The organism is Mesorhizobium sp. B4-1-4 (genome assembly GCF_006439395.2).
Lineage (GTDB): Bacteria > Pseudomonadota > Alphaproteobacteria > Rhizobiales > Rhizobiaceae > Mesorhizobium.
Window position 1 is genome coordinate 2069194 of the sequence record NZ_CP083950.1, and the last position, 24375, is coordinate 2093568.

Genomic DNA, 24375 nt, shown 5'->3' on the forward strand with positions numbered 1-24375 from the left:
CTCGCGTTCAGTCGGAATCGACGTTCGGAGAATCGCCCTTGTTCGCCGGCGGCATGCCGGGCTCCGGTGCGGTGCCGATCACGGGATGACGCAGCAGATCGCCATCCCTGATGCCGTCGCGGGCTGCGGTGCCGGCCTTGAGCTCGAGCACGAAGCGGACCGGCTCACCCGGCGACACGATCGCCTCGGATTGCGGCTCGCCCTGCTTGATCGCACGGATCCTGCCGTCCTGGCCGACAAAGATCAGGTCAAGGGGCATCGGCGTGTTCTTCATCCAGAAATTGACGTCGCGTGTCTCGTCGAAGACGAACAGCATGCCATGATTGGCGGCCATGTCCTCGCGAAACATCAGGCCGGCTTCCCGCTCGGCATCGGTATCGGCGACTTCGATAGAGAAGGAGCGTTCCCCATTTTTCGTCACCGCGATCAGCGGCGCCGGATCGACGGGAAGGATCATCGCCCGGCCATTGGCCGAGCTGGGTGCCTGGAAATAGAAGAAGGCGCCCGCGGCGATGATGACGGCGGCAACGGCGCACATCACGCCCGCCGTCAGCCTGTTCATGTGAGTCATGCGAAATCCTCGGCCGGGGTCGCCCTAGTGCGAAACCGGCAAGGTGCCCATATCGGGGTGAATTTCGGCGGCCATAAGGCCTTTGTCACCACGTCCGAAACGCACAAGCACCACCTGCCCCGGCCGAAGCTCGGTGATGCCGTAGCGGCGCAAGGTCTCCATATGGACGAAAATGTCCTCGGTTCCCTCGCCGCGCGTCAGGAAGCCGAAGCCCTTTGTGCGGTTGAACCACTTGACCAGCGCGCGTTCGAGCCCACTCTCCGGCGTCACCGAAACATGGGTGCGCTGTTCCTGCATTTCGGCGGGGTGGACGGCAGTGGTGATGTCCATGGAAAGCACACGGAAGGCCTGCAGTCCGCGCTCGCCTTGTTTGACGAGACAGACCACGCGCGCGCCTTCCAGAGCTGTCTGGAAACCGTCCCGTCGAAGACATGTCACATGGAGGAGGATATCGCCCGAAACACCATCATCCGGAAGGATGAACCCGTAGCCCTTGGCCACATCGAACCATTTGATGGCGCCGGCAATTTCGGTCAGGTCGGCGGCCTCGCCGCCTTCGTCGCGCTTCACAGCGTCGCCAAGGGTTCCGGCCCGCCCCGTCAAAGAGGCCTTTTCCCCCATAAGAATGCCCCCTTTGTTCAAGAACACTGCAACTGATTCTTGATATCAGATTAACACTGCGGCTTCCGGTGTGTGCAAGACCTACCGTGCCTTTTTTCACGGTTCATTGCGGGAATACCGGATTTGTTCTTTGCCGGCATTGCCGGCCGCCGGGCGATTGCCCTTTGACCGGGCCGACCCTATGTTGCGCCGCAACCCAACAAATCGAGGAAAACACATGCGCTATCTGCACACCATGGTCCGCATCGCCGACGTCGATGCCTCGCTCGATTTCTACTGCAACAAGCTCGGCCTGAAGGAAGTCCGCCGCTACGAAAACGAGCAAGGCCGCTTCACGTTGATCTTCCTCGCCGCGCCGGAGGACGAGCAAAGCGGCATCAACGAGAAGGCGCCGCTGGTCGAACTCACCTACAATTGGGATCCCGAAGACTACAAGGGCGGGCGTAATTTCGGCCACCTCGCCTATGAGGTCGACGATATCTATGCGACCTGCCAGAACCTGATGGACAAGGGCGTCACCATCAACCGGCCGCCGCGCGACGGCAACATGGCCTTCATCAGGTCTCCGGACGGCATCTCCATCGAGCTTTTGCAGAAAGGCCCTGCCAAGGCCAAGGCCGAACCCTGGGCGTCGATGGCGAACACCGGAAGCTGGTAAGGCTATAGCCCCTTGCCGGGCGCGGATATCGCCGGCCTTTGCCTTTCGGCGAGCCGGCGCCTATCTGCCTGAAGTCGCGCCGGCCCCGGCGCCGGCGCATTGTCATGCAACCGGGCGCCCGCCCGAGGAGAATCCAGTCATGCCGTCCAGCCGTGCCGACGTCGCCACCGAACATGCCAGCCGCTACCTGCAGCAATTGTGCAAGCACTGGGCGCACAAATTCCCGGTCGAGTTCGATCCGCATCATGGCACGATCGAACTGTCGCTTGGCCGCACGGTCATGGATGCCGATGCGAGCGCGCTGCACATCATCGTGTCGACCGACGAAGCGGGATCGCTCGAACGCCTGGAAAGCGTCGTCGCCGATCACATCAAGCGCTTCGCTTTCCGCGAAGAGCTGGTGTTCGACTGGAAGCAGGCTCCGGCAGCGTAAAAATATCCGAAGTCAGCCGCCGCTGCCGGCTTTACCGGCCATCTCCAACAATGCCTGCACCGAACGCCAATTGCGCTTGGTGCCTGGTACTTTCAGCGTGCGCCCGATCAGGCCGGCGAACACAGATTTTCCAAGTCCATCGGGGGCATGCAGGTAAAGCACGTCGCCCTTGATCTCGAATTTTTCCGGACCTGTGCATTTTTCCGATAACCGGGCCGCCTCCTCTTCGGTCGGTTCCCGCTCCAGCGCGTAGGCGTGGAGCTTGGTCGGCTCGCCGGCAACTTCCGGATAGGGATTTTGCGCGACCAGCCGCTCGAACCAATCCGCGTCGCGCACCATGATGCGCGAATGAAAACCCCATTTCTTTTCGAAGGCTGCTTCGATCTGTTTCGTCAGCGTGGCGGCATCGTCCTTGTCAGCCCGGAACACGGCATTGCCGCTCTGCACATAGGTGGCGACGTCGGAAAAGCCGAGATCCTCGAAGAACGAACGCAGTTCCGCCATCTTGACGATGCGATTGCCGCCGACATTGATGCCCGAAAAAAGGGCGATGAAGACCTTTCCGCTCATATGATGAACCCCGCCAATGTCTCGTTGTCGGTGATGTCCTGATATTGGACGCCTTCGGCCTCGAAATTCGCCTTCAGCAGGTCGAAATTGCGGCGGTCCTTGGTTTCGATGCCGATCAGCACCGAACCGAAATTGCGCGCCGACTTCTTCAGATATTCGAAGCGCGCGATGTCATCGTCGGGACCCAGCATCTCGAGGAAGTCGCGCAAGGCGCCCGGCCGCTGCGGGAAGCGGATGATGAAGTATTTCTTCAGGCCTTCGAAGCGCAGCGCCCGTTCCTTGACATCGGGCAGCCGCTCGAAATCGAAATTGCCGCCCGAAACCACGGCAACGATGGTCTTGCCCCGGATCTCCTTCCTGGGAAAATCCTTCAACGCGTCGATGGCCAAAGCGCCCGCCGGCTCAAGCACGACGCCTTCGACATTGAGCATCTCGATCATGGTCGCGCAGAGCCGGTTTTCCGGGATCAGCCGCACCGTGTCAGCGGCGAATTCCTTGAGGTACCGCAAGGGTTCGCGGCCGATTTCGGCCACCGCCGCGCCATCGACGAAATTGTCGACCTTGGCGAGCTTCAGCCGCTTTCCCGCTGCAAGGCTGTCATGCAGGCTCGGCGCCCCGGCAGGCTCGCAGAAGACGAAACGCGCTTCCCGGCCCTGGTCGGCGAAATAGTGGGTTACGCCGGCGGCGAGGCCACCGCCGCCAACAGGCAGCATGACGATGTCGGGCATGCGTGCGCCCGGCATCTGATCGACGATCTCGTAGGCGACCGTGGCCTGCCCCTCGATGATGTCCTTGTGGTCGAAAGGCGGCACCATGTGCGCACCGGAGCTTTCGGTGAATTCGAAGGCGGCGCGATAACAGTCGTCGAAAAAGTCGCCGACCAGCCTGATTTCGACGAAATCGCCGCCGAAGAGCCGGGTCTTGTCGATCTTCTGCTGCGGCGTCGTCACCGGCATGAAGACCACGCCCTTCTTGCCGAAATGACGGCAGACGAACGCGAAGCCCTGCGCATGGTTGCCGGCGGACGCGCAGACGAACATCTCGGCCTGACTGCCGGCGGCAAGCGCCTTGCGGAAGAAGTTGAAGGCGCCGCGGATCTTGTAGGAGCGCACCGGGCTCAGGTCCTCGCGCTTCAACAAAATCCGGGCGCCGGTTTTCTTTGACAGATAGTCGTTTTCCTGCAGCGGCGTCTCCGGAAAGATCTGGCGGATCGCGGAGGCAGCGATGGCGACGCGCGAGGCAAAACTGGTCATGGCAAGATCATCCCGGTCCGCCCGCAGGCGCGTTAGACGGAAGGCTATCGCACATCCGGCCCCGCAAGACCATTGCCAGGTTGGGCTTACGCGTGCAACGGGCATTCCCGCCATGCTTGCAGGCGCTTGGAAGCGTTTGTTCATGCCAGCCGGATCGAGGTTTCGGCACCTTCACGGGCATTGTGCGGCATCTCCGGCGCAGACCCAGAGCGCTGACCTTCTCCTGTTGTGGCCGCTCTCGCCGACATTTTGGCTTTCGCGCAACAGTGCGATGGCCGCTGCCGGACGCCAACGACATTTCGGCGGGAAACGACTTACTTCCGCCGCACTTCGCCTGCTGGGGAGATGTCGCGGAGAGTGGAAGGCCCTTTTGGGCTCGAGTGGAATTTTGACGTGCATTTGAAGACTATTTGCATTCTTGCACTTGCCTTGCTGGTGGCAGGCTGTGGCGGCGGCCGCAAAACCGAGGAACTGCTCGGCAGCGCGGTCATGTCCGTGCCGGTGACAGAAATCGCCGGCAACCACTCGATCTTCATTGCCACGACGCGCAAGCCTTCCGACGACCCCAACAAGGTTTTCGACGGTGAACGCTCGGCGACGCTGAACTACGCGCGCGTCAATGTCACTGTTCCGGGCACCCACACAACTGGCCAGATCGAGCGGCGCTCACGCGGCAAATCGAACGACCCGACGAAGTATTTCATGGCTTCCGAGGTCGTCGGCTACGACACGCAGCCGAAATTCGCTAGCGCGCTGAGCACCGATATCGCGGCGCGCGGCGACCGCGTCATGGTCTTCGTCCACGGCTACAACACCGGCTTTGACGACGCCGTCTACCGCTTGACCCAGATCGTTCACGATTCTGGTTATCCCGGCACGCCGGTGCTGTTCTCCTGGGCCTCGGGCGCCAAGACGACGGACTATGTCTATGACAAGGAAAGCGCCAGTGCCGCGCGCGACCAGCTTGAAGTGACGTTGCGGATGCTGGCACAGACCGGCGCGCGGCGCATCGACATCGTCGCCCACTCGATGGGAACCTGGGTAACGATGGAGACGCTGCGCCAGCTCGCCATCACCGGCGACCGCGATCTCGGCGGCAAGCTCGGCGACGTGGTGCTCGCCTCGCCTGACATCGACGTCGATGTATTCAAGAGTCAGATGCGACGCTATGGCAAGCCCAACAAGCCGTTCATCCTGCTGTTGTCGGACGATGATCGTGCGCTCCGGCTCTCCGGCCTGATCGCCGGTGCGCGGCCGCGCGTCGGCGACTACAAGGATGCCGCCGATCTTGCCTCCTATGGTGTTACGGTCGTCGATCTCTCCAAGGTCAAGGGCAGCGACAGTTTCAACCATACGAAATTCGCCGACAATCCCGCTTTGGTGAAGATGATCGGCCAGCGGCTGCGCGAGGATGACGGCTTTGCCAGCGATCGAGACGTGACCGACCGCATCAGCCTGCTCGGCCAATAGATGCGGCGCCGCGGGTTTCGCCGTATCCGCTTCACCATCGTTGAGACATATCGGCCCACTTTGAACTGGACCGCGCCGGTCTCTGGCTTTATCGGGGATAGGAGCGACGTCAGGCGTTTGACGTCCCCTACGGGAGCCGGCGCGTGAGCTTTCGCTTCAAGAATGTCGTCGCCGCCGCGTTTGCGCTCACCGTTGCCGGCTGTGCCGGCCAGAACACGCATGACCTGCTCAACAGGACGACTGTCGCGGTGCCCGCATCCGACATCGCGGCCACGCATGAGATCTTCGTCGCCACGACCCGGCAGAAGGCGACCAAGGAGCCGCGGCAGGTGTTCGATGGTGATCGCTCGCTCACCACCAGCTACGCCCGGGTCGATGTCACAGTTCCTAAGAGCCACAAGGTCGGCGCCATCGAGCGCGCCAAGGGGTCCTCAAACAGCAATCCGGCCAAGGACTTCACCGCGAAGGACGTGATCTACTACAAGGATGCACCGCAATTCGCCAAGGCGCTTGGGACCGACATCGCCATGCGCGGCGACCGCGCGCTGGTCTTCGTGCACGGCTTCAACAATGGTTTCGACGACGGCATCTACCGCCTGACGCAGATCGCCCACGATACGAAATATCCCGGCACACCGGTGCTGTTCTCATGGGCCTCAAGCGCCAAGACGACCGGCTATCTCTACGACAAGGACAGCGCCAATGCCGCGCGCGACGACCTCGAGGCGACGCTGCGGATGCTGGCCAAGACCCGCGTCAAGAGCATCGACATCATCGCCCACTCGATGGGAACCTGGTTGACCATGGAAGCGCTGCGCCAGCTCGCCATCACAGGCGACCGCGATCTTGGCGGCAAGCTCGGCTATGTGATCCTGGCCTCGCCGGACATCGATGTCGATGTGTTCAAGAAGCAGATGATCCGCTACGGCAAACCGACCAAGCCTTTCGCCATCCTGCTTTCGGGCGACGATCGGGCACTGAAGCTCTCGTCGTTCATTTCTGGCGACAAGCCGCGCGTCGGCGACTACGGCAATGCGGCGGATCTTGCCAGCTATGGTGTGGCGGTCGTCGATCTGACCAAAACCAAGGGCGGCGACCAACTGAACCACGCCAAATTCGCCGACAACCCCTTCCTGGTGCAATTGCTTGGCGACCGCCTGCGGGCGCCGGCTGGCCTGGCTTCAGACGAGGGTCAACTCGACGATCTCGGCCAAGGTCTCGGCAAGGCTGTCGGCTCGGTCGCCGAGGTCGTCATCACAACGCCGTTCAAGGTGCTGACCATCGCCACTGGCGGCTGAGAGCGAAGCGCCGGCGGCTGATCTCAGACGAACAGATCGACCTTCTGGAAGCTCGTCACGTCGATCAGCCCGACGTCTGAAATCCTGAGCTCCGGAATGACCACCAGCGCCAGCAGCGAGTGCTGCATGTAGGCGTTGTTCAGCGAACAGCCCATCTTGCGCATCGCCTCGGTCAGTTTCTCGGCCTTGGCGGCGACGATCTCGGCGCGCTCGTCAGACATCAGCCCGGCGATCGGCATTTCGACCAGCGCCAGCTCCTTGCCCTTGGAGAACAGCACGACGCCGCCGCCGACTTCGCCCAGTCGGTTGACCGCCAGCGCCATGTCCTGCTTGTTGGTGCCGACGCAGATGATGTGGTGGGCGTCATGCGCCACGCTGGAGGCCATGGCGCAATCGGCCATATAGCCGAAGCCGGAAACAAAGGCGTTGGTGACGCCGCCGGTACCCCGGTGACGCTCGACCAGCGCGATCTGGCAGATGTCGTTGCGGCGATCCATGGCGACCAGCCCGTCCTCGACGGCAAGGTCGGCCTCCAGCGCGCGCGTCGGTGCCTGATTCTCGATAACGCCGATCACCCGCACTCGCACTTCGTTGGCGCCCTTGGGGGCCACGATGTCGAAATCGGCGGCCTTCAGCTTCTTGCCGAGCTTGACGGTGTTTTTCGCGGTCTTCGGGTAATCATAGGCCGGAATGTCGATATCGAGCTTGCCGCCCTTGGCCAGTCTCACGCCGCGCGCATAGACCTCGTCGATGGTCATTGCGGCGAGATCGGACACAATCAGCAGATCGCCCAACCGGCCCGGCGCGATCGAACCGATCTCTCGTTCCAGCCTGAAATGCTGGGCGGTGTTGATCGTCGCCATCTGGATCGCGGTCACCGGCTTCAGCCCCTGTTGGATCGCGTGGCGCACTACCCGGTCCATGTGGCCTTCGTGGACAAGCGTGCCGGAATGGCTGTCGTCGGTGCACAGGATGAAATTGCGTGGATCGATGCCGCCTTCCGTCACCGCCTTGATCTGCGAGGCAACGTCGTACCAGGCCGAGCCCAATCGCAGCATCGCCTTCATGCCCTGACGCACGCGGGCGATGGCATCCTCGGCGCGCGTGCCTTCATGATCGTCCTCGGGTCCGCCGGCGACATAGCCGTGGAAGGGCAGGCCAAGATCGCGCGAGGCATAGTGGCCGCCAACCGTCTTGCCCGCATGAACCGTCGCGGCGATCTCACCCGACATGACCGGATCGTTAGCGGCGACGCCGGGAAAATTCATCACTTCACCGAGCCCGATGATGTTTTCCCAGGTCATCGCCTCCGTCACATCGGCAACCGTCAGCTCGGCGCCGGCATGTTCGAGCCCAGGTGCCGAGGGCACGCAGGATGGCATCTGCACATGCACGTTGATGGGCATGGCCACCGCCTCGTCATGCATCAGCCGCACGCCAGGCAGGCCCAGCACATTGGCGATCTCATGCGGATCGATGAACATCGACGTGGTGCCGTGCGGGATGACCGCGCGGCAAAATTCGGTCACCGTCACCATGCCGCTCTCGACATGCATGTGCGCGTCGCACAGGCCAGGCACCAGATAGCGCCCGCCGGCATCGACCACCTTGGTGCCCTGGCCGATGGCATGGCCGGCGTTCGGCCCGCAATAGGCGAAACGGCCGCCGGCAATGGCGACATCGGTGCCGGCGATGATCTCGCCGGAGTGAACGTTCACCCAGCGGCCATTGCGGATGACGAGATCAGCGGGCTTGCGACCCATGGCGACATCGACCAGATGCCTCGCCATCTCGGTCCAAGGCTTGGGTTTTGTGGGGCTGGCGGGTTTGGCATGCGTCATGGGGAGCTTCCTTTGCTGCGGCCAGTCTGGCAAATCTCGGAGCGCGGAGCCAGAGCCGTTTGCCTGCCATCCGCCGGAAAGCCGCGCGTTGACTATTCCAGCCAAAAGGCGATGCTGACTGTCGAACCCGAACCATACGAGGGAGCCATGACCCGTTACTGGAAAGCGTTCGCCACCATCATCCTGTTCATTGTATCGACGTCTTTTGCCGTCGCAGAGGAGCGCTGGCAGACCTTGCCGGAGGCAGCGGCCATGCCCAAGGCCGAGCAGAGCGGTTATGCGCCGGTCAACGGCATCCAGATGTACTATGCCGTTTTCGGGACGGGTGATCCGGTGCTGCTCATCCATGGCGGCCTCGGCCATGCGGACGTCTGGGCGAGCCAGGTGGCGATACTTTCCAAGACCCACAAGGTGATCGTCGCCGACAGCCGCGGCCACGGCCGCTCGACCCGCACGGACGAGCCTTACGGCTACAACCTTATGGCCTCGGACTATCTGGCGCTGCTGGATTACCTCAAGATCGACAAGACCGCCCTTGTCGGCTGGAGCGATGGCGGCATCATTGGCATCGACATCGCGCTTCATCATCCTGAACGTCTGACGCGGCTGTTTGCACAGGCCGCCAACGTCACCACGGATGGCGTCGACCCGGGCGTCATGACTAACAAGACCTTCGCCGCCTACATCGACCGCTCAGGCCGTGACTACAAGAAGCTGTCGAAGACCCCGGACCAGTATGATGCCTTTGTCGCGCAGATCAGCCATATGTGGGAATCGCAGCCGGCCTGGACGAAGGAACAGCTCGGCAAGATAACAACCCCGACGGCGATCGTCGCCGGCGACCATGACGAGGCGGTCAAGCGCGAACACACCGAGTACATGGCCTCCGCCATCCCGGGCGCGAAGCTGATCATCCTGCCCAACGCCAGCCATTTCGCCATGCTGCAGGCGCCGGACGAATACAGCCAGGCTGTATTGGATTTCATCGACGCCAAATAGCCGGAGACGAGCCTTGTCGATGGCACAGACGATCAGGTTCGCGATCTTCGCGGTGTCGGCCTGCCTCGCCGGCCTGGTCTTCTTCGCTTTGCATTCGTTCTGGATATGGCTGGCGCCGATACTGATTTTCATCGCCGGCTCGGTGCTTGCGGATTACGCCTTCAACCGGCTGGCATCGCCGCTGGAGAAGCAGCGCGATTTGGAGGACCGGGCGCGCGACCCGCCAACGTAAACCGCTGTTGCCTGAAGCCAATTCCGTTTCGCGGCGAATAAGGTTAGGTTGCGCCAGGAGTCTTTCGAAACCGCCATTTCGGGGTGCTCGATGCGTCGATTAACGCTCGCCAGTGCCGGTTTTCTTGCCCTGCTGTCCGGGCCGGCCTCGGCCGCGGACGTTGGTGCCGGTTTGCCGATGACCGCGCCCGGCTTCGACTGGACCGGCTACTACGCCGGCCTGCAGGCCGGATATGGCTGGGGGCAATCGGATATCACCGGGACAGGTGGCGGCGCGTTTTCCTCGCCCGACATCGATGGCGGTTTCGTCGGCGGCCACATCGCCGGTCTGTGGCAGTTCGACCAGGCGGTGATCGGTGCCGAGGCCGAACTCAACTATTCCTCGATCGACGGCACGGCGGAACCCGAACCGGGGAACGTGTTCGGCACAGACATCAAGTGGTTCGGATCGATGAATGCCAAGGCCGGTTATGCCATGAACCGCGTGCTTGTCTATGGCATAGGCGGCGTCGCCTTCGCCGGCGTCGAAACCTCGCAGGCGGCAGGCCCAGCGTTCTCCAACACACGTACGAATGTCGGCTGGACCGTGGGCGCCGGCGTCGACTACGCGCTGACGGACAAGTTCGTCGTCGGCGCCCAATATCGTTACTACGATTTCGGCTCCGAGCACTATGACGGGTCGAACGGCTTCACCGACCGCGATCAGGACGTGAAGCTGAACACTGTCGGCATCAATCTGAGCTACAAGTTCTGAGCGTGGCTCTTCCACGCTATCCCGAAGGGAAAACGCCTACACACCTTTCCTGGAATTGCTCTGACAACGCCGCTGCTGGACAGGTGGCGCGCGGATCAATCCTGCCGGATGAGGGGCGGCCGACGCCCGCAGGGGGCGGGGGAATGGGGTGGGCCTGAGAGGCGCCGGCCTTGGCGGATCAAATCCACCGCGAGGATGTTTAGCAATGCCTGCGCCGTTGATAATTCCGCGATCGCGCCAGTATCGCCACGCCCCCCTCCTCTGGGTTGCGCGTTCGAGAACGCGAGAACACGACTTGACGGCCTGTGTCTGGCATCTGAAAAGGGCTGGCCTGCGGACGTGGCGGAATTGGTAGACGCAAGGGACTTAAAATCCCTCGATCTCTGATCGTACGGGTTCGATTCCCGTCGTCCGCACCACTTTGAAATCAAAACAAAATTCGGCTGCCCTGCACAGCTCGCCACCCTTGAAAAAGGCTGGCTCGGTAGCCGTACCAAGGACGGCCATCCGAATTCGTTTCTTAGCCGAAGCGAAACGAAGGCTGCTTTTCCACGTTGAGGTTCGTCAAAACGACGGAGATTTCAGAAAATGGATCCGGTAACTGCGGCAGTGATGGTTTTGCTCTCGTGCAGCCCGGGCGATACCTCTATCTGCAAACCTATCGACACGGGGTCGACAATTTACGCGTCGCTCGATCTATGCATGGCTTCACTGAAGGAAAGGCTCGCAAGTTCTCCGAACGGCGAAACCGTTGGGCGATGTCGCCCAGTTGATGCGGCCGTCACCGGTGCGCTATCCGTCGGTCTTACAACGGTTCTTGTGACTCGCGGCCTGGACGACGACGCCGTCACGAGCAGTTATGTCGTACCGCACGAGCAATAGGAGCTTCGTTCCCGTTGACTTACGGTGGCGTTCGTCCCCGCTTGTTAGATGCGCGTGGTGCCATTCTCTTGGCCACCAAAATGTCGTACCGGCGGCCGCTGATCGGTGTTTCGCCCATGGTCTGGCCCACCGCCCATCTCAATGATTCCGACCAGCGCGCGAACAAACTCAACCATATCGTTTGCAGTGAGGGCTGCCCTGTCGGGACTCTGCCCAATGTGCTCGGCGGCCGCGCAACATGACAGGCGGATGAGATCGTAGTGCGAATCCCTTTCATCCTCCGGCAACGCCGCTAATCTCATGGCTCGGCGATGAATCAACCGCAGCAATTGTTCGAGAGCTGCTCCGACACTCATGCGTTTGCTCCGCATAGCGTTTCCGGCGCTCCAGGACGCGTTGGAACGTCGACGAGAACGTGTTCCCTCCCTGTGTCAAAGCTGCATCTCAGTCATTAATATATCGTTTATTGCTAATATAATAGCTTGCAGGAGCCAGGTGCGCGCGTCGGACGACGCCCGCTGCTCCTCAGAAATCGTTCGTGTCAGCGTCATCTCGGTAGGGTTGGCATAAAGGCTCGCCACGGTCGGGCAGCGGAGCGTCCGGGCAGCGATGAAATATCGCAATCGTCCTGAGCAATCCCAATGTTATCCCGCATTTGGCGGATCGAGCTTCGTCAGGCGCTGACCTCGATCACGCCGCTGCGCGGACCTGATCCGGCTGCAAACCGCGATGTAATCCCGACATCACAGTCCTCGTCCAACGTTTCTACCGCGCGTTCCAGAGCGAGTTCCGCTCGGTTGACGCACTGTCTGGCCCCAGATTTGCCAAGCCAGGAGCCTGGAGGGCGCCAGAACACGATTCAAGCCGCGATCGGGTTGAGCTTCAGATGCTGGATCAGGATGATGGTCTTGGCATCGACGATGCGGCCGGCGGTTATGCCGGCGAGCGCTTCGTCGAGCGGCATTTCCAGAACTTCGATGTCCTCGCCTTCTTCCGGGGCGCCGCCGCCGGCGGAGATGCGGTCGGCGGGCGAATAGCGGGCGACGAAGAACCAGAGCCGCTCGGTGACGCTGCCCGGGCTCATGTAAGGCGAAAACAGCCGCTCGACATCCTGCAGGCGGTAGCCGAGTTCTTCCTCGGCTTCCTTGCGGATGGCAGTCTCCGGATCGTTTTCATCCAGCAGTCCGGCACAGGCTTCGATCAGCGGTTCGCGATGGCCGGTCACGTAGGCGGGATAGCGGAACTGGCGCACCAGAAGCACGGTCGAACGCAAAGGGTCATATGGCAGGATCACCGCCCCGTCGCCACGGTCATAGGTCTGGCGGATTTGCGTTTCCCACTGGCCGTCACGCCGGCGATAGTCGAGCACGGTCTTCTTCAGGACCGCCCAATCGTCGGAAAGAACCTCTTCCGAGCGGATGCGAACGCGGTCTTCCATCGGACACCTCTGAGCTGCTGGCGCAGGCAGCCCTAGCGGCGAACCGGCTGCGGCGCAATCGGGCCAGCGATTGGTCCAGCAGGCGTTTCACTCTCTCGTGTGTGGCATGGAGGAGATCCGTTGCCTAAATAGCAGGTTCCCTCCCCGGAGTTTCTTCCATGACGACATCGCTTTTCCAGCCCATCACGCTCGACGGGCTCAGCTTTCCCAACCGCATTGCCGTGGCGCCGATGTGCCAGTATTCCGCCGAGGACGGCTCGGCCAGCGACTGGCATCTTTACCACTGGATGAACCTGGCCATGTCCGGCGCCGGCATGGTCACCGTCGAGATGACCGATGTCGAGCGGCGCGGCCGTATAACCCATGGCTGCCTCGGCCTCTATTCCGAAGACAATGAAGCCTCCGCGCGGCGGGCGCTGGACGCGGCCAGACGCGTTGCCGCCTCGGGCACCAAGTTCGGCACGCAGCTTGCCCATGCCGGCCGCAAGGCCTCGAACCGCAAGCCTTGGGAAGGCGGCGGGCCGTTGCAGCCAAACGAAGATCCCTGGCAGACCGTTTCAGCCTCGGCCATAGCCTACGACACCGGCTGGAACGTCCCGCGAGCGCTGGAAGACGACGAGATCCTCCAGCTCATCGAGCGGTTCGCGGAGGCCGCAAGGCGGGCCGAACGCGCCGGCTTCGACTTCATCGAACTGCATGCCGCGCATGGCTACCTGATCTTCCAGTTCCTGTCGCCGCTCTCCAACCAGCGCACGGACCGCTGGGGCGGCTCGCTGGAAAACCGGATGCGTCTCGCGGTCGAGATCGCCAGGGCGGTGAAGAAAGCAGCACCAAGCCTGATGCTCGGCGCGCGGCTGTCGGTGAAGGACTGGGTCGATGGCGGCTTTGACGTCGATGACGCGATCGAGGTGGCCAAAGCGCTCAAGGCCGAGGGCGTCGCCTATCTCTGCTGCTCCAGCAGCGGCAACTCGCCGTTGCAGAAATTGCCTACCGGCCCCGGCTATCAGGTGCACCTGGCGGAAGCCGTGCGCAAGGGCGCCGGGATCCCGACCCGTGCGGTCGGCCTGATCGACGATCCGAAGCAGGCCGAGGCTGTCATCGCCGAGGGCCGCGCCGACATGGTGGCGCTGGCGCGCGCCTTCCTGGCCGACCCGCGCTGGGGTTGGCGTGCGGCCGCCACGTTCAGCGAAAAGATCCATCCGGCGCCGCAGCTCGCCCGCTCGGTGACGACGATGGAACACTGGATGAAGGCGGCGGGCTGACCGATCCCACCTCCCAATGCCGTCGCGGTCCTGCCCAGCACATGCATCGAACAAACTTAAGTCGCGTCGCAAACGCGACGCGACTTTTGGGCGCAGCCTGAAGGCCATTTTTGAAACCAAATTGGCTGCTTTGCGTTGCGGCCATGATGGACAACAAACCCTTTGAAACGCCTGTGGTGGTCGAGCTTGGCCATGTCGGCAAATATCGCCATATCCGCAGCACCCAGGAAGCGGCGGAGTGCCTGATGACGGTTTGGCCGCTCAATCGCGGCCCGCGTCACCGTGATGCTCTCGACACTTGCCTCAAAGTGCTGGAAGGTTATCGTTCGACAGCGGATGCACGACGGGCACTGATCGAGGCCGCCAGGGAATCGGAAGTGCTTGTGCCCGACGACAGGCTATCCGACGACCGGCTGCATTGAGCAGGCGGAGCTTTCAACCGGAGGTTTTTAATGGCGAAGCTGACTTACAAGATCGTCGAACATGACGGTGGCTGGGCCTACAAGGTCGGCTCGACCTTCTCGGAGACGTTTCCCACCCACCAGGACGCGTTGCGCGCCGCCGAAATCGCTTCGGCCGAGCAGCAAGTCGCGGGCGCCACGGACGGCATCCAGTATGAGGACGCCGAGGGCAAATGGCACGAGGAATTGGCCGATGGCCGCGACCGACCGCAGACCGAAGTTTCCGACTAAACTGCCAGCAGAAGAAAACTTGCCTGCACAAAGACAGGGTGCCGACCGCGGACGTCAGGAGAGACGACGTCCTGCGGTCAGCAGCCACCCCAGCGGAATTATTTGCCGCAGTACTGATCGTTGACGTTCAGCCCGGCATTGGCATCGGGACCAGGGGTGCTGGACGCACAAGGCCCGACCGGACCAGGGTTGCCAAGGCTGTTCAGCCCACTGCCATCCGCATTGATGCTTCCGGTGGTGCTCTGGTCGACGCCTTGGGAATCCTCATTGCCGAACAGCCACCAGTTGTGATGGCTGGAATACGTGCCGTCCGACGGCTGGGCCATCGCCGATGTTGCGAGCCCGATTGTCAGAACCGACGCCGCGAGAAGTTTCGTATACATTGAATCACTCCGTATCTTGGCCGCCTTGGGTGCGACACGGGGTAAACCCGGCGATCAGCGGGATGGTTCATTGAAATTGTTGTGAGGCCGCGGTGATGGAATGCGCGGGCTGCAATCCGCTCTATGAAATCAACGACCCGCTTCGGTTCGACGAACTGCGGCATGTGGCCGGCACCGTCGACACGTTCACATTGAATTGCGAATGCAGATGCCGCCGGCCGGTCGAAACACAGCGCCGGCCGCGTGGCATTGCAGCAGGCCGCGCGCCGCGCTATCTCAGGCGACATCGCCTTCCCAGACGACCCGTCTTGCCGGAGCCTTCATGCCCGAAATCGTTACCGCCGCCATGCTTGTCATCGGTGATGAGATTCTGTCCGGCCGCACCAAGGACAAGAACATCGGCCATCTCGCCGACATCATGACGGCGATCGGCATCGACCTGAAGGAGGTGCGCATCGTCCCCGACGAGGAAGACGAGATCGTCGCGGCTGTGAATGCCGTGCGCGCACGCTACACCTATGTGTTCACCACCGGCGGCATCGGCCCCACCCATGACGACATCACCGCCGATTCGATCGCCAAGGCGTTCGGCGTGCCCTGCGAATACGACGCCAAGGCCTACGCGATGCTGGAGGCGAGCTATGCCGCGCGTGGCATCGAATATACAGAGGCCCGCAAACGCATGGCGCGGATGCCGCGCGGCGCCGACCATATCGACAACCCGGTGTCGGTGGCGCCCGGCTTCCGCATCGGCAATGTCCATGTAATGGCCGGTGTGCCCGCTATCTTCCAGGCCATGCTCGACAATGTCGTGCCGACGCTGAAGACCGGCACGAAGATGCTGTCGGCGGCGGTGCACTGCCCCTTCGGTGAAGGCCTTGTCGGCGGGCCGTTGGGCGAGATCCAGAAAGCGCATCCGGACACGATCATCGGCTCCTATCCGAAATATGGCGATGGCAAGTTCTGGACTGAACTGGTCGTTCGTGCCCGCAGCCAGGAGGCACTCGACGCCGCGCGCGCCGATGTCGAGGCTATGGTGGCGGGATTGGCTGGCAAGGTGGGCTGATCGGCTCGAGGCCGGAACCAAGCACGGCGCGGCCACGTTTCTTTCCGACGGGTTCGGGCGCTCGCAAGATTGAGGGATCATCATGCGCTTCAAGACCATGGTTGCCATTCTGCAGAACGAGCAGGATGCCGAGCGCGTGCTCGACTGTGCCATTCCGCTTGCCAGCCGCTTCGAGAGCCATCTGATCGGCATCCATGCCGAGGCGCTTCCTGTACCCTACACATCGGCAACCGGGTTCCCGGATACCGAGTTCTTGCAGGTCTCGGCCGACATGAACCGCGAGCGGGCCAACAAACTCCAGGCCGTCTTTCTCAGGCGTATCGAGGATTCCGGCCTCTCCTTCGAGTGGCGCAGCCTGGAGAGCTTTTCCGGCGACAGCGCGCTGACGGGCATTTCAAGCGTGCGCGCCGCCGATCTCATCATAGCCGCCCAACGCGAGACCGGCGGCGACCCCAGTGCCGACGTCGATACGCTGGTCTATGACGCCGGCCGGCCGGTCCTGGTGGTCCCCCACGCCGGCCCGCTGGTCACCACCTTCAAACGCGTGCTGCTCGCCTGGAACGGCAGCAAGGAAGCCGCCCGCGCCGCCTTTGACGCGCTGCCCTTCATCATCGAGGCCGAGAAAACCGACATACTGGTCATCGATCCGCCCGATACGCTCGACGAGAGCTCGGAGGCCGCCGGTGCCGAAATCGCCTCCGCCCTGTCACGCCACGGCGCCACCGTCAGCGTCTCGGTGCTGAAATCGGGCGGCACGTCTGTCGATGACATGATCCAGAACAGGGTCGCCGAAAGCGGTGCCGATCTCCTGGTTCTTGGCGCCTATAGCCACTCCTGGCTGCGTCAGCTTCTGTTCGGCGGGGTGACGCGCACGGTCCTGCGCACGGCGCAGGTGGCGGCCTTCCTGTCGCGATAAGTCCACAACGATCGCTGGTGGCCACCCTTGCCAAACCCAAGGGTTTCCAGTTAATTCCGCGCGCATTCCCCTGTTTTCTTGCACGCGGTCCTCGCGTGCTGCGGAGTGCGCGAGACATGTCCCTTCCCGAAAAAGCCTTCCCGGTCTCCTGGGACCAGTTCCATCGTGACGCCCGCGCGCTCGCCTGGCGGCTTGCCGGCACCAACGAGGGGCAATGGAAGGCGATCGTCTGCATCACGCGCGGCGGATTGGTTCCAGCGGCGATCATCTCGCGCGAGTTGGGCATCCGCATCATCGAGACGGTCTGTGTCGCCTCCTATCACGACTATACCAGCCAGGGGCAGTTGCAGGTGCTGAAGGAAGTCACGCCGGCGCTGCTTGCCGATGATGGCGCCGGGGTGCTGATCATCGACGACCTGACCGACACGGGCAAAACCGCCGGTATCGTGCGGGCGATGATGCCCAAGGCCCATTTCGCCACCGTCTACGCCAAGCCCAAGGGCAGGCCCTTGGTCGATACTTTCGTCACCGAGGTCAGCCAGGACACCTGGATCTATTTTCCCTGGGATATGGGCTTCACCTATCAGAAGCCGATCGCTGACGATCACGCCGGCTGATTCGGAACGGGCGCTTTTTCCAGTTTAAGCCGTCACCAGCGACAATATTTGCCTGCGCGGCCAGGCCCGCGGAGGCAGAATGTCCTGTGAAATCGACCTTTGTTGAGGGAACCGGCCAGCCTGATCAAAGTTTTTACTTTTATTGGTCACGATTAGTCGTAGAATCCGTGAGGCGGCAAACGATTCTGGAGGCTGGGGCTAACTTCTCCGATGTTGATAAGGCCAACGACGCACAACCATCTGGCTGAACGGGTCCAACGGCTCTTTGGTATGGCTCCATGCCGCCTGCAGGTTGCCGCCCTGCCCTGGCGCAATGTGGGGAACGGTGTCGAGATCATGCTGATCACCAGCCGTGACACCGGCCGCTGGGTGCTTCCCAAAGGCTGGCCTGAGGCCAGGGAGCCGCTCTGCGAGGCGGCCGCACGCGAGGCTGGCGAGGAAGCCGGATTGCGCGGTAGCGTCTCTCATCTCGAAGCCGGCCGCTACTTCTATGCCAAGGTGCTGGCCTCCGGCGAAGAAGTACCCTGCGAGGTGCTGGTGTTTCCGCTGCATGTCGACAAGATCGCCGACCGCTGGAAAGAAAAACACGCCCGCACCCGCAAATGGGTCAATTCCAGCGAAGCGGTGCGCATGGTCCATGAACCCGACCTGTGCCAGATCATCGCCTATTTCTGCGCCGACCCGCACAAATTTTCCTAGACCGCCGCCGGCCTGTGCCGCGTGCGCCACGGCGGATTCACACGCCTGTGATGTGCCGCATGAATGGTTTGCTAATTTTTCTTCGCTAGGAAGCGGCCAATCTGGCGTTTGATCGATGGCGAAACCTGTAGACCCACTTCAGCAAGACCCGGGCAAGCCCAAGCGCGAGCGCCGCCCTCGCGTGCTCAAGGGTGCAAGCATCATCACCGGTTCCCATTCGGAAGTCGCCGTTTTGCTGCGCAACCAGCATGCGGGCGGCGCCGAACTGAAAATACCGCTCGAGGCCCGGATTCCCGATCGCTTCCTTCTTTACGTGCCGCTCGACGGCGTCGGCTATCGCTGCGAGGTCCGCTGGCGCCGCAAAGACAGGATTGGCGTGCAGTTCACCGGCACCGAGCCGAAACCGAGGTTGCATTACGGCTGAACCACGATTTGCCCGGCGCCTCCCAACGTCGGCAATTCGCAAACCGGCGACCCAGACGACCATCGCGGCGGCGCATTTCTATCCCCGTTATCCACATGTGTGACACACAAGATGTTGGGGTCACAAAAGCTACGCAAACGAATCCTTGACGGCGCAAAACGAGTCGCCTTTTATAGGCCATGCGCTCCTGTTGAGAGCGCGACCGGAAAGTTCTGAGCCCGGTCTTTTTCCCGGATTATGTGTGTTTTTTTCCCGCATTTCCGCCTGTTACGAGGCCGGCGGAAGCGTTGGGATTGTGGGGCATGGGGCGACGAAAGGGAGAATTGTCGGACTGGAATAAATTGTCTGTTAATACTATATTTAGTGTTTGCAGGTAGGTTCGGCGCTAGATAGTGTGAATTTCCCTCGATCGAGGGAATCGAAAAATTCAGTTTCGAAGGACCCGCAAGGTCGGTTGGCAGCCTCGGCAAGCGCCTGGCAAGGCGTCTTGTTGCGCGCGCGGCAGCAGCTTGCGAAGAGGAGATGCCGGCATTGTTCGCGATGCCTGCAAACGGCGGACTGTGCTTTTCGCATTTGGGGCAGAAATCCCCTGACGAAAGCGCTATATATAGACAAAAGGGACAGGACCAATGCGCATCGAGCGTCGTTTCACCAAGCCGGGGCAATCTGCTTATGCGGAGATTGAATTCCGCAAGGCGCTTTCCGAGATCAAGAATCCGGATGGCTCGGTGGTGTTCCGCTTGGACAATATCGATGTGCCGGCGCAGTTCTCCCAGGTGGCGGCCGACATCCTGGCGCAGAAATATTTTCGCAAGGCTGGTGTCCCCGCGCGGCTGAAGAAGGTCGAGGAGAACGACGTCCCCTCCTTCCTGTGGCGCTCGGTCGCCGATGAGGCCGAACTTGCCAAGCTGCCGGAAGTCGAGCGCTATGGTTCCGAGATCGACGCCCGCCAGGTCTTCGACCGTCTGTCCGGCACCTGGACCTATTGGGGGTGGAAAGGCGGCTACTTCAAGTCGGAAGACGACGCGCGCGCTTTCCGCGACGAACTCGCCTACATGCTGGCCACCCAGCGCGTGGCGCCGAACTCGCCGCAATGGTTCAACACCGGCCTGCACTGGGCCTATGGCATCGACGGTCCGAGCCAGGGTCATTTCTATGTCGACCCCTTCACCGGCAAGCTGACCAAGTCGAAATCATCCTACGAGCATCCGCAGCCGCATGCCTGCTTCATCCAGGGCGTGCAGGACGATCTCGTCAACGAGGGCGGCATCATGGACCTTTGGGTGCGTGAGGCGCGCCTGTTCAAATATGGCTCCGGCACCGGCTCCAACTTCTCGCTGCTGCGCGGCGAAGGTGAAAAACTGTCGGGCGGCGGCCGTTCTTCCGGCCTGATGAGCTTCCTCAAGATCGGCGACCGCGCTGCGGGCGCCATCAAGTCGGGCGGCACGACGCGCCGCGCCGCAAAAATGGTCATCGTCGATGCCGATCACCCCGATATCGAGGAATTCATCGACTGGAAGGTCAATGAAGAGCAGAAGGTCGCCTCGCTGGTGACCGGCTCCAAAATTGTCAAGAAGCATCTCGAAGCCATCATGAAGGCCTGCGTCAACTGCGAAGGTCAGGATGACGATTGCTTCGACCCGTCGATCAACACCGCGCTGAAGCGCGAGATCAAAGCGGCCAAGAAGTCGGCCGTGCCGGAGAACTACATCTACCGCGTCATCCAGTTCGCCAAGCAGGGCTATACCTCGATGTCGTTCAAGACCTACGACACCGACTGGGATTCGGACGCCTACCTCACAGTTTCGGGCCAGAACTCCAATAATTCGGTGTCGCTGAAGGACAATTTCCTGCGCGCTGTCGAGCAGGATGGCGACTGGCAGCTGACCGCCCGCAAGGACGGCAAGGTGCTGAAGACGCTAAAGGCCAGGGACCTCTGGGAAAAGATCGGCTACGCCGCCTGGGCTTCGGCCGATCCCGGCCTGCATTTCAACACGACGATGAACGACTGGCATACCTGCGCTTCGGCTGGTGCGATCCGGGCCTCCAACCCGTGTTCTGAATACATGTTCCTTGACGACACGGCCTGCAATCTCGCCTCGATCAATCTGCTCCCTTACCGCAAAGCCGACGGCATGATCGATATCGCCGCCTACGAGCATACGGTCAGACTGTGGACCGTCGTTCTCGAAATCTCCGTCATGATGGCGCAGTTCCCGTCGAAGGAGATCGCCAAGCTCTCCTACGACTACCGCACGCTCGGCCTGGGCTATGCCAATATCGGCGGCCTCTTGATGACCTCGGGCATTCCTTACGATTCCGACGAGGGCCGCGCCATCTGCGCCGCGCTGACCGCGATCATGACCGGCGTCGCCTACGCCACCTCGGCGGAAATGGCCTCCGAGCTCGGCGCCTTCCCGGATTATGACCGCAACGCCCAGAACATGCTGCGCGTCATGCGCAACCATCGCCGCGCCGCCTATGGCGACAGGGACGGCTACGAGAAGCTGGCTGTCAATCCGGTGCCGCTGGTCGCCGCCGATCTCAAGCAGCAGGCGCTTGCCGAGCATGCGAAAGCCGCCTGGGACCGCGCCATCGAGCTTGGCGAGGAGCATGGCTACCGCAATGCGCAGGCGACCGTGATCGCGCCGACCGGCACGATCGGCCTGGTCATGGATTGCGACACCACTGGCATCGAGCCCGACTTCGCTCTTGTGAAGTTCAAGAAGCTCGCCGGCGGCGGCTATTTCAAGATCATCAACCGCGCCGTGCCGGAAGCGCTGCGCACGCTCGGCTATTCCGAGAGCCAGATCGCCGAGATCGAGGCCTATGCGGTCGGCCACGGCAACCTCAACCAGGCACCCGGTATCAATCCCGGCTCGCTCAAGGCCAAGGGCTTTACCGACGAGAAGATCAGCGCGCTCAACGCGGCGCTGAAGTCGGCGTTCGACATCAAGTTCGTCTTCAACCAGTGGACGCTCGGCGCCGACTGGGTGAAGGAGACCTTTGGCTTCACCGACGAGCAGCTCAACGACTTCTCGTTCGAGATGCTGCCGGCAATGGGCTTCTCCAGGAAAGACATCGAGGCAGCCAACATCCATGTCTGCGGTGCCATGACGCTGGAAGGCGCGCCCTTCCTCAAGGCCGAACACCTTGCCGTGTTCGACTGCGCCAGCCCCTGCGGCAAGATCGGCAAGCGCTCGCTGTCGATCAACAGCCACATCCAGATGATGGCCGCCGCACAGCCCTTCATCTCCGGCGCCATCTCCAAGACCATCAACATGCCCAACGATGCGACGGTGGAGGACGCCAAGAACGCCTACATGCTGTCGTGGAAGCTGGCGCTGAAGGCCAACGCGCTCTATCGCGACGGCTCGAAACTGTCGCAGCCGCTCAATGCCTCGCTGCTCGCCGATGGCGAGGATGACGAGGACGAAGCGGTCGAGCAGCTGATCGCGGCGCCGCAGGCGGCGCGGGCGGCGCAGATCACCGAGCGTATCGTCGAGCGCATCATCGAGCGCGTGTCGCGCGAGCAGGAGAAGCTGCCCGGTCGCCGCAAGGGTTATACCCAGAAGGCCAAGATCGGCGGCAACACCATCTTCCTGCGCACTGGCGAATATGATGACGGCCGCCTCGGCGAGATCTTCATCGACATGAACAAGGAAGGCGCGACGCTGCGTGGCCTTCTCAACAACTTCGCCATCGCGATTTCGCTCGGCCTGCAATACGGCGTGCCGCTCGACGAATATGTGCATGCCTTCACTTTCACCAAGTTCGAGCCGGCCGGCATGGTGATCGGCAACGACGCCATCAAGAGCGCGACGTCGATCCTCGACTACGTGTTCCGCGAACTTGCGATCTCCTATCTCGGCCGCAACGACCTCGCCCATGTCGACCAGTCGGACTTCTCCAACACCGCACTTGGCCGTGGCATCAGCGAAGGCAAGACCGACGCCGTTTCCAAGGGCCTGACGCGCGGTTCACCGGTGAAGCTGGTTTCCCGGGTAAGCGGCAGTGAGCCGAAGGGTTTTGCCGGCTCCGCCTCCGGCACCCCTGCCCGCTCGGCGCCGTCGGCCTTCTCCGGCTCCAACGTGCTGGCGTTGAAACCGGCCAGCGACGAGGCGATCGCCTACAAGCGCGACTATGAGGAGCGGGCCAAGGAATTGGCCGAGGACATGGCCTTCGAGGAAGCCGCCGACGCGGCCTCCGAGGCCTCCGGCGCCGCGGCCCTGTTCACCGACGCGGCCGCCAATGAAGCAGCCGAGGCGAAGAAACTCGCCGCCGACCGCCGCGCCAAGTCACTGCTTCAGGGCTACACCGGCAATTCCTGCTCCGAGTGCCAGAATTTCACCATGGTGCGGAACGGAACGTGCGAGAAGTGCGACACGTGCGGTGCCACGAGCGGGTGCAGCTGAAATCCTTTGCCTTATGGCCCTGATGCGTCACTGAATCTCGCTCAACGTCAAGGTAGATCGCTCGTTCGATACACGAAGTCTGCTCACCTCTGGCGGTAAGCCGAAAACACAATCTCCCGGGCGCTTTCCGCGCCCGGGAATGCCCTATACCTAACCACGTTTCTCCCAGCGACCTCGACCTCCGCTTTGGCGCCGGCAACGCCGACTGCTGGTATCTCGATGACGATAGCCTGACGTGCGCAGGGCATGTCATGCGGCAATTCCCGCATCTGGCCGCACGATTTCGGCAAACCCCTCTCGCCACGAGGTATGGCGCGGGCTCCAGCCGAGCTCTGACTTGGCCCTGACGTTGGATCCCGCGCGCGATTCCGTCATCATGACGACGAGATGGCCGCCGGCCGCGAGCTCCGGCGTGCGTTCGCTCTTTGAAGCCCGCAGCGCCTCGTCCATCTCGGCCTCGAGCACCTCCTGCATCACCGCGCGGATCACTTCGTGCGGCCCATCCGGGTTCGATAGCAGAATGTTTTTGACGGCAGCGCTGGCAGTCAGCCTTGGTCATGGTGGCGTTCCTTCGCGGGAATCAGGTGACGTTGAACATCACCAGTCTGCCATGACCGCCTCTCTCGGCGAATTTGCTGGACTCTCAGCACATTATCCTGACTTACCGATCTGTGCAGGGGCGCGAATCTGGTGTCTACTTGGCAAGCGCTTACCCTGAAGCCTCTCGCCCAACAGGCGCCCGACATCTGTCCGTGGCAGTGATTGAGACCATCCATTGCCACCGGACCAAGGTCTTGGTTTTTGCAAAGCAAAGGTCTGACATTTCCATCCAGACTTTGTCCTTAGCCGTCAGATATTCCGTACTCTGGCAAATCGGCATAT

General features: G+C 61.9%; 24 protein-coding genes, 1 tRNA gene and 1 pseudogene. 17 read left to right on the forward strand and 9 right to left on the reverse strand.

The window, feature by feature from the left end; all coding sequences use genetic code 11:
- Positions 1-7: 7 nt before the first annotated feature.
- A complete protein-coding gene (locus tag FJW03_RS10060) occupies positions 8-571 on the reverse strand; it encodes a DUF192 domain-containing protein (protein WP_140767273.1) in 564 nt (187 codons plus the stop codon).
- A 24-nt stretch (positions 572-595) separates the two neighbouring features.
- A complete protein-coding gene (locus tag FJW03_RS10065) occupies positions 596-1192 on the reverse strand; it encodes a cold-shock protein (protein WP_140607632.1) in 597 nt (198 codons plus the stop codon).
- Positions 1193-1409: 217 nt separating this feature from the next.
- Here FJW03_RS10065 and FJW03_RS10070 point away from each other — a divergent pair, with 217 nt between their 5' ends.
- Together FJW03_RS10070 and FJW03_RS10075 are read left to right on the forward strand one after the other, a co-directional pair.
- Positions 1410-1850: a VOC family protein gene (locus FJW03_RS10070; protein WP_140607497.1), complete on the forward strand. Its 441-nt coding sequence runs from the start codon at positions 1410-1412 to the stop codon at positions 1848-1850.
- A gap of 139 nt (positions 1851-1989) precedes the next feature.
- Complete coding sequence (locus FJW03_RS10075) at positions 1990-2283, forward strand: DUF2218 domain-containing protein (RefSeq protein ID WP_140607498.1); 294 nt, start codon at positions 1990-1992, stop codon at positions 2281-2283.
- Between the two features lie 12 nt (positions 2284-2295).
- On the opposite strand, the gene FJW03_RS10080 is transcribed toward FJW03_RS10075, so the two are convergent.
- Entirely contained in the window at positions 2296-2853 is a 558-nt protein-coding gene (locus FJW03_RS10080; RefSeq protein ID WP_140767274.1) for a DUF1697 domain-containing protein, read from the reverse strand.
- The gene (ilvA, locus tag FJW03_RS10085) at positions 2850-4106 is read right to left on the reverse strand and encodes a threonine ammonia-lyase IlvA (protein ID WP_140767275.1); all 1257 of its coding nucleotides are present in this window, start codon (positions 4104-4106) and stop codon (positions 2850-2852) included. The genes FJW03_RS10080 and ilvA overlap by 4 nt, the downstream gene beginning before the upstream one ends.
- Positions 4107-4451: 345 nt before the next feature.
- Here ilvA and FJW03_RS10090 point away from each other — a divergent pair, with 345 nt between their 5' ends.
- Together FJW03_RS10090 and FJW03_RS10095 are read left to right on the forward strand one after the other, a co-directional pair.
- Positions 4452-5576, forward strand: coding sequence for an alpha/beta hydrolase (locus FJW03_RS10090; RefSeq protein WP_181165517.1), 1125 nt, complete (start codon positions 4452-4454; stop codon positions 5574-5576).
- A 143-nt stretch (positions 5577-5719) separates the two neighbouring features.
- Positions 5720-6874, forward strand: coding sequence for an alpha/beta hydrolase (locus FJW03_RS10095; RefSeq protein WP_140767276.1), 1155 nt, complete (start codon positions 5720-5722; stop codon positions 6872-6874).
- A 23-nt stretch (positions 6875-6897) separates the two neighbouring features.
- Here the strand turns inward: FJW03_RS10095 and ade are convergent, their stop codons facing one another.
- Complete coding sequence (gene ade / locus FJW03_RS10100; RefSeq protein WP_140767277.1) at positions 6898-8715, reverse strand: adenine deaminase; 1818 nt, start codon at positions 8713-8715, stop codon at positions 6898-6900.
- A gap of 147 nt (positions 8716-8862) precedes the next feature.
- Here ade and FJW03_RS10105 point away from each other — a divergent pair, with 147 nt between their 5' ends.
- From FJW03_RS10105 to FJW03_RS10120, 4 genes are all read left to right on the forward strand, one after another.
- Positions 8863-9714, forward strand: coding sequence for an alpha/beta fold hydrolase (locus tag FJW03_RS10105; protein WP_140767278.1), 852 nt, complete (start codon positions 8863-8865; stop codon positions 9712-9714).
- A 19-nt stretch (positions 9715-9733) separates the two neighbouring features.
- Positions 9734-9946, forward strand: a complete 213-nt coding sequence (locus tag FJW03_RS10110) for a hypothetical protein (protein WP_140767279.1) — start codon at positions 9734-9736, stop codon at positions 9944-9946.
- A 90-nt stretch (positions 9947-10036) separates the two neighbouring features.
- The gene (locus tag FJW03_RS10115) at positions 10037-10699 is read left to right on the forward strand and encodes an outer membrane protein (RefSeq protein WP_140767280.1); all 663 of its coding nucleotides are present in this window, start codon (positions 10037-10039) and stop codon (positions 10697-10699) included.
- Positions 10700-11032: 333 nt separating this feature from the next.
- Positions 11033-11118: transfer RNA gene (locus FJW03_RS10120), tRNA-Leu, on the forward strand.
- 507 nt (positions 11119-11625) lie between these two features.
- On the opposite strand, the gene FJW03_RS10125 is transcribed toward FJW03_RS10120, so the two are convergent.
- Together FJW03_RS10125 and FJW03_RS10130 are read right to left on the reverse strand one after the other, a co-directional pair.
- Positions 11626-11937 (reverse strand): hypothetical protein, encoded by a 312-nt coding sequence (locus tag FJW03_RS10125; protein ID WP_140763079.1) that lies wholly within the window; start codon positions 11935-11937, stop codon positions 11626-11628.
- Positions 11938-12440: 503 nt separating this feature from the next.
- A complete protein-coding gene (locus FJW03_RS10130) occupies positions 12441-13019 on the reverse strand; it encodes an NUDIX domain-containing protein (protein ID WP_140763082.1) in 579 nt (192 codons plus the stop codon).
- A 158-nt stretch (positions 13020-13177) separates the two neighbouring features.
- Between FJW03_RS10130 and FJW03_RS10135 the strand changes: the two genes are divergently transcribed.
- From FJW03_RS10135 to FJW03_RS10145, 3 genes are all read left to right on the forward strand, one after another.
- Positions 13178-14281, forward strand: a complete 1104-nt coding sequence (locus FJW03_RS10135) for an NADH:flavin oxidoreductase/NADH oxidase (RefSeq protein ID WP_140763084.1) — start codon at positions 13178-13180, stop codon at positions 14279-14281.
- Between the two features lie 143 nt (positions 14282-14424).
- A complete protein-coding gene (locus tag FJW03_RS10140) occupies positions 14425-14703 on the forward strand; it encodes a DUF982 domain-containing protein (RefSeq protein ID WP_032925336.1) in 279 nt (92 codons plus the stop codon).
- 30 nt (positions 14704-14733) lie between these two features.
- On the forward strand, positions 14734-14973 hold the full coding sequence (locus FJW03_RS10145) for a DUF2188 domain-containing protein (protein WP_140607517.1): 240 nt from the start codon (positions 14734-14736) through the stop codon (positions 14971-14973).
- Between the two features lie 98 nt (positions 14974-15071).
- On the opposite strand, the gene FJW03_RS10150 is transcribed toward FJW03_RS10145, so the two are convergent.
- Positions 15072-15356 carry a hypothetical protein gene (locus FJW03_RS10150; RefSeq protein ID WP_140607518.1) on the reverse strand — a complete coding sequence of 95 codons (285 nt, stop codon included), beginning with the start codon at positions 15354-15356 and terminating at the stop codon, positions 15072-15074.
- A gap of 322 nt (positions 15357-15678) precedes the next feature.
- On the opposite strand from FJW03_RS10150, the gene FJW03_RS10155 reads away from it, so the two are divergent.
- The 6 genes from FJW03_RS10155 (at position 15679) to FJW03_RS10180 (ending at position 23493) form a co-directional block, all read left to right on the forward strand.
- Positions 15679-16422: a competence/damage-inducible protein A gene (locus tag FJW03_RS10155; protein ID WP_140607519.1), complete on the forward strand. Its 744-nt coding sequence runs from the start codon at positions 15679-15681 to the stop codon at positions 16420-16422.
- 82 nt (positions 16423-16504) lie between these two features.
- Positions 16505-17338, forward strand: coding sequence for a universal stress protein (locus FJW03_RS10160; protein ID WP_140763087.1), 834 nt, complete (start codon positions 16505-16507; stop codon positions 17336-17338).
- A 116-nt stretch (positions 17339-17454) separates the two neighbouring features.
- On the forward strand, positions 17455-17955 hold the full coding sequence (gpt, locus tag FJW03_RS10165; RefSeq protein WP_140763090.1) for a xanthine phosphoribosyltransferase: 501 nt from the start codon (positions 17455-17457) through the stop codon (positions 17953-17955).
- Positions 17956-18165: 210 nt separating this feature from the next.
- Positions 18166-18654, forward strand: coding sequence for an NUDIX hydrolase (locus FJW03_RS10170; RefSeq protein WP_140607522.1), 489 nt, complete (start codon positions 18166-18168; stop codon positions 18652-18654).
- A 115-nt stretch (positions 18655-18769) separates the two neighbouring features.
- Entirely contained in the window at positions 18770-19078 is a 309-nt protein-coding gene (locus FJW03_RS10175) for a PilZ domain-containing protein (RefSeq protein WP_140607523.1), read from the forward strand.
- A gap of 629 nt (positions 19079-19707) precedes the next feature.
- Positions 19708-23493: a vitamin B12-dependent ribonucleotide reductase gene (locus FJW03_RS10180; RefSeq protein WP_140763093.1), complete on the forward strand. Its 3786-nt coding sequence runs from the start codon at positions 19708-19710 to the stop codon at positions 23491-23493.
- Between the two features lie 405 nt (positions 23494-23898).
- Here the strand turns inward: FJW03_RS10180 and FJW03_RS10185 are convergent.
- Positions 23899-24042: pseudogene (locus tag FJW03_RS10185) on the reverse strand (transposase); the annotation flags it as partial.
- Positions 24043-24375 lie beyond the last annotated feature (333 nt).

Coding starts and splice junctions, on each gene's coding strand:
- FJW03_RS10060 (WP_140767273.1), bottom strand. CDS start 571: ATGACTCACATGAACAGGCTGACGGCGGGCGTGATGTGCGCCGTTGCC.
- FJW03_RS10065 (WP_140607632.1), bottom strand. CDS start 1,192: ATGGGGGAAAAGGCCTCTTTGACGGGGCGGGCCGGAACCCTTGGCGAC.
- FJW03_RS10070 (WP_140607497.1), top strand. CDS start 1,410: ATGCGCTATCTGCACACCATGGTCCGCATCGCCGACGTCGATGCCTCG.
- FJW03_RS10075 (WP_140607498.1), top strand. CDS start 1,990: ATGCCGTCCAGCCGTGCCGACGTCGCCACCGAACATGCCAGCCGCTAC.
- FJW03_RS10080 (WP_140767274.1), bottom strand. CDS start 2,853: ATGAGCGGAAAGGTCTTCATCGCCCTTTTTTCGGGCATCAATGTCGGC.
- ilvA (WP_140767275.1), bottom strand. CDS start 4,106: ATGACCAGTTTTGCCTCGCGCGTCGCCATCGCTGCCTCCGCGATCCGC.
- FJW03_RS10090 (WP_181165517.1), top strand. CDS start 4,452: ATGTCGCGGAGAGTGGAAGGCCCTTTTGGGCTCGAGTGGAATTTTGAC.
- ade (WP_140767277.1), bottom strand. CDS start 8,715: ATGACGCATGCCAAACCCGCCAGCCCCACAAAACCCAAGCCTTGGACC.
- FJW03_RS10105 (WP_140767278.1), top strand. CDS start 8,863: ATGACCCGTTACTGGAAAGCGTTCGCCACCATCATCCTGTTCATTGTA.
- FJW03_RS10110 (WP_140767279.1), top strand. CDS start 9,734: ATGGCACAGACGATCAGGTTCGCGATCTTCGCGGTGTCGGCCTGCCTC.
- FJW03_RS10115 (WP_140767280.1), top strand. CDS start 10,037: ATGCGTCGATTAACGCTCGCCAGTGCCGGTTTTCTTGCCCTGCTGTCC.
- FJW03_RS10125 (WP_140763079.1), bottom strand. CDS start 11,937: ATGAGTGTCGGAGCAGCTCTCGAACAATTGCTGCGGTTGATTCATCGC.
- FJW03_RS10130 (WP_140763082.1), bottom strand. CDS start 13,019: ATGGAAGACCGCGTTCGCATCCGCTCGGAAGAGGTTCTTTCCGACGAT.
- FJW03_RS10135 (WP_140763084.1), top strand. CDS start 13,178: ATGACGACATCGCTTTTCCAGCCCATCACGCTCGACGGGCTCAGCTTT.
- FJW03_RS10140 (WP_032925336.1), top strand. CDS start 14,425: ATGATGGACAACAAACCCTTTGAAACGCCTGTGGTGGTCGAGCTTGGC.
- FJW03_RS10145 (WP_140607517.1), top strand. CDS start 14,734: ATGGCGAAGCTGACTTACAAGATCGTCGAACATGACGGTGGCTGGGCC.
- FJW03_RS10150 (WP_140607518.1), bottom strand. CDS start 15,356: ATGTATACGAAACTTCTCGCGGCGTCGGTTCTGACAATCGGGCTCGCA.
- FJW03_RS10155 (WP_140607519.1), top strand. CDS start 15,679: ATGCCCGAAATCGTTACCGCCGCCATGCTTGTCATCGGTGATGAGATT.
- FJW03_RS10160 (WP_140763087.1), top strand. CDS start 16,505: ATGCGCTTCAAGACCATGGTTGCCATTCTGCAGAACGAGCAGGATGCC.
- gpt (WP_140763090.1), top strand. CDS start 17,455: ATGTCCCTTCCCGAAAAAGCCTTCCCGGTCTCCTGGGACCAGTTCCAT.
- FJW03_RS10170 (WP_140607522.1), top strand. CDS start 18,166: ATGTTGATAAGGCCAACGACGCACAACCATCTGGCTGAACGGGTCCAA.
- FJW03_RS10175 (WP_140607523.1), top strand. CDS start 18,770: ATGGCGAAACCTGTAGACCCACTTCAGCAAGACCCGGGCAAGCCCAAG.
- FJW03_RS10180 (WP_140763093.1), top strand. CDS start 19,708: ATGCGCATCGAGCGTCGTTTCACCAAGCCGGGGCAATCTGCTTATGCG.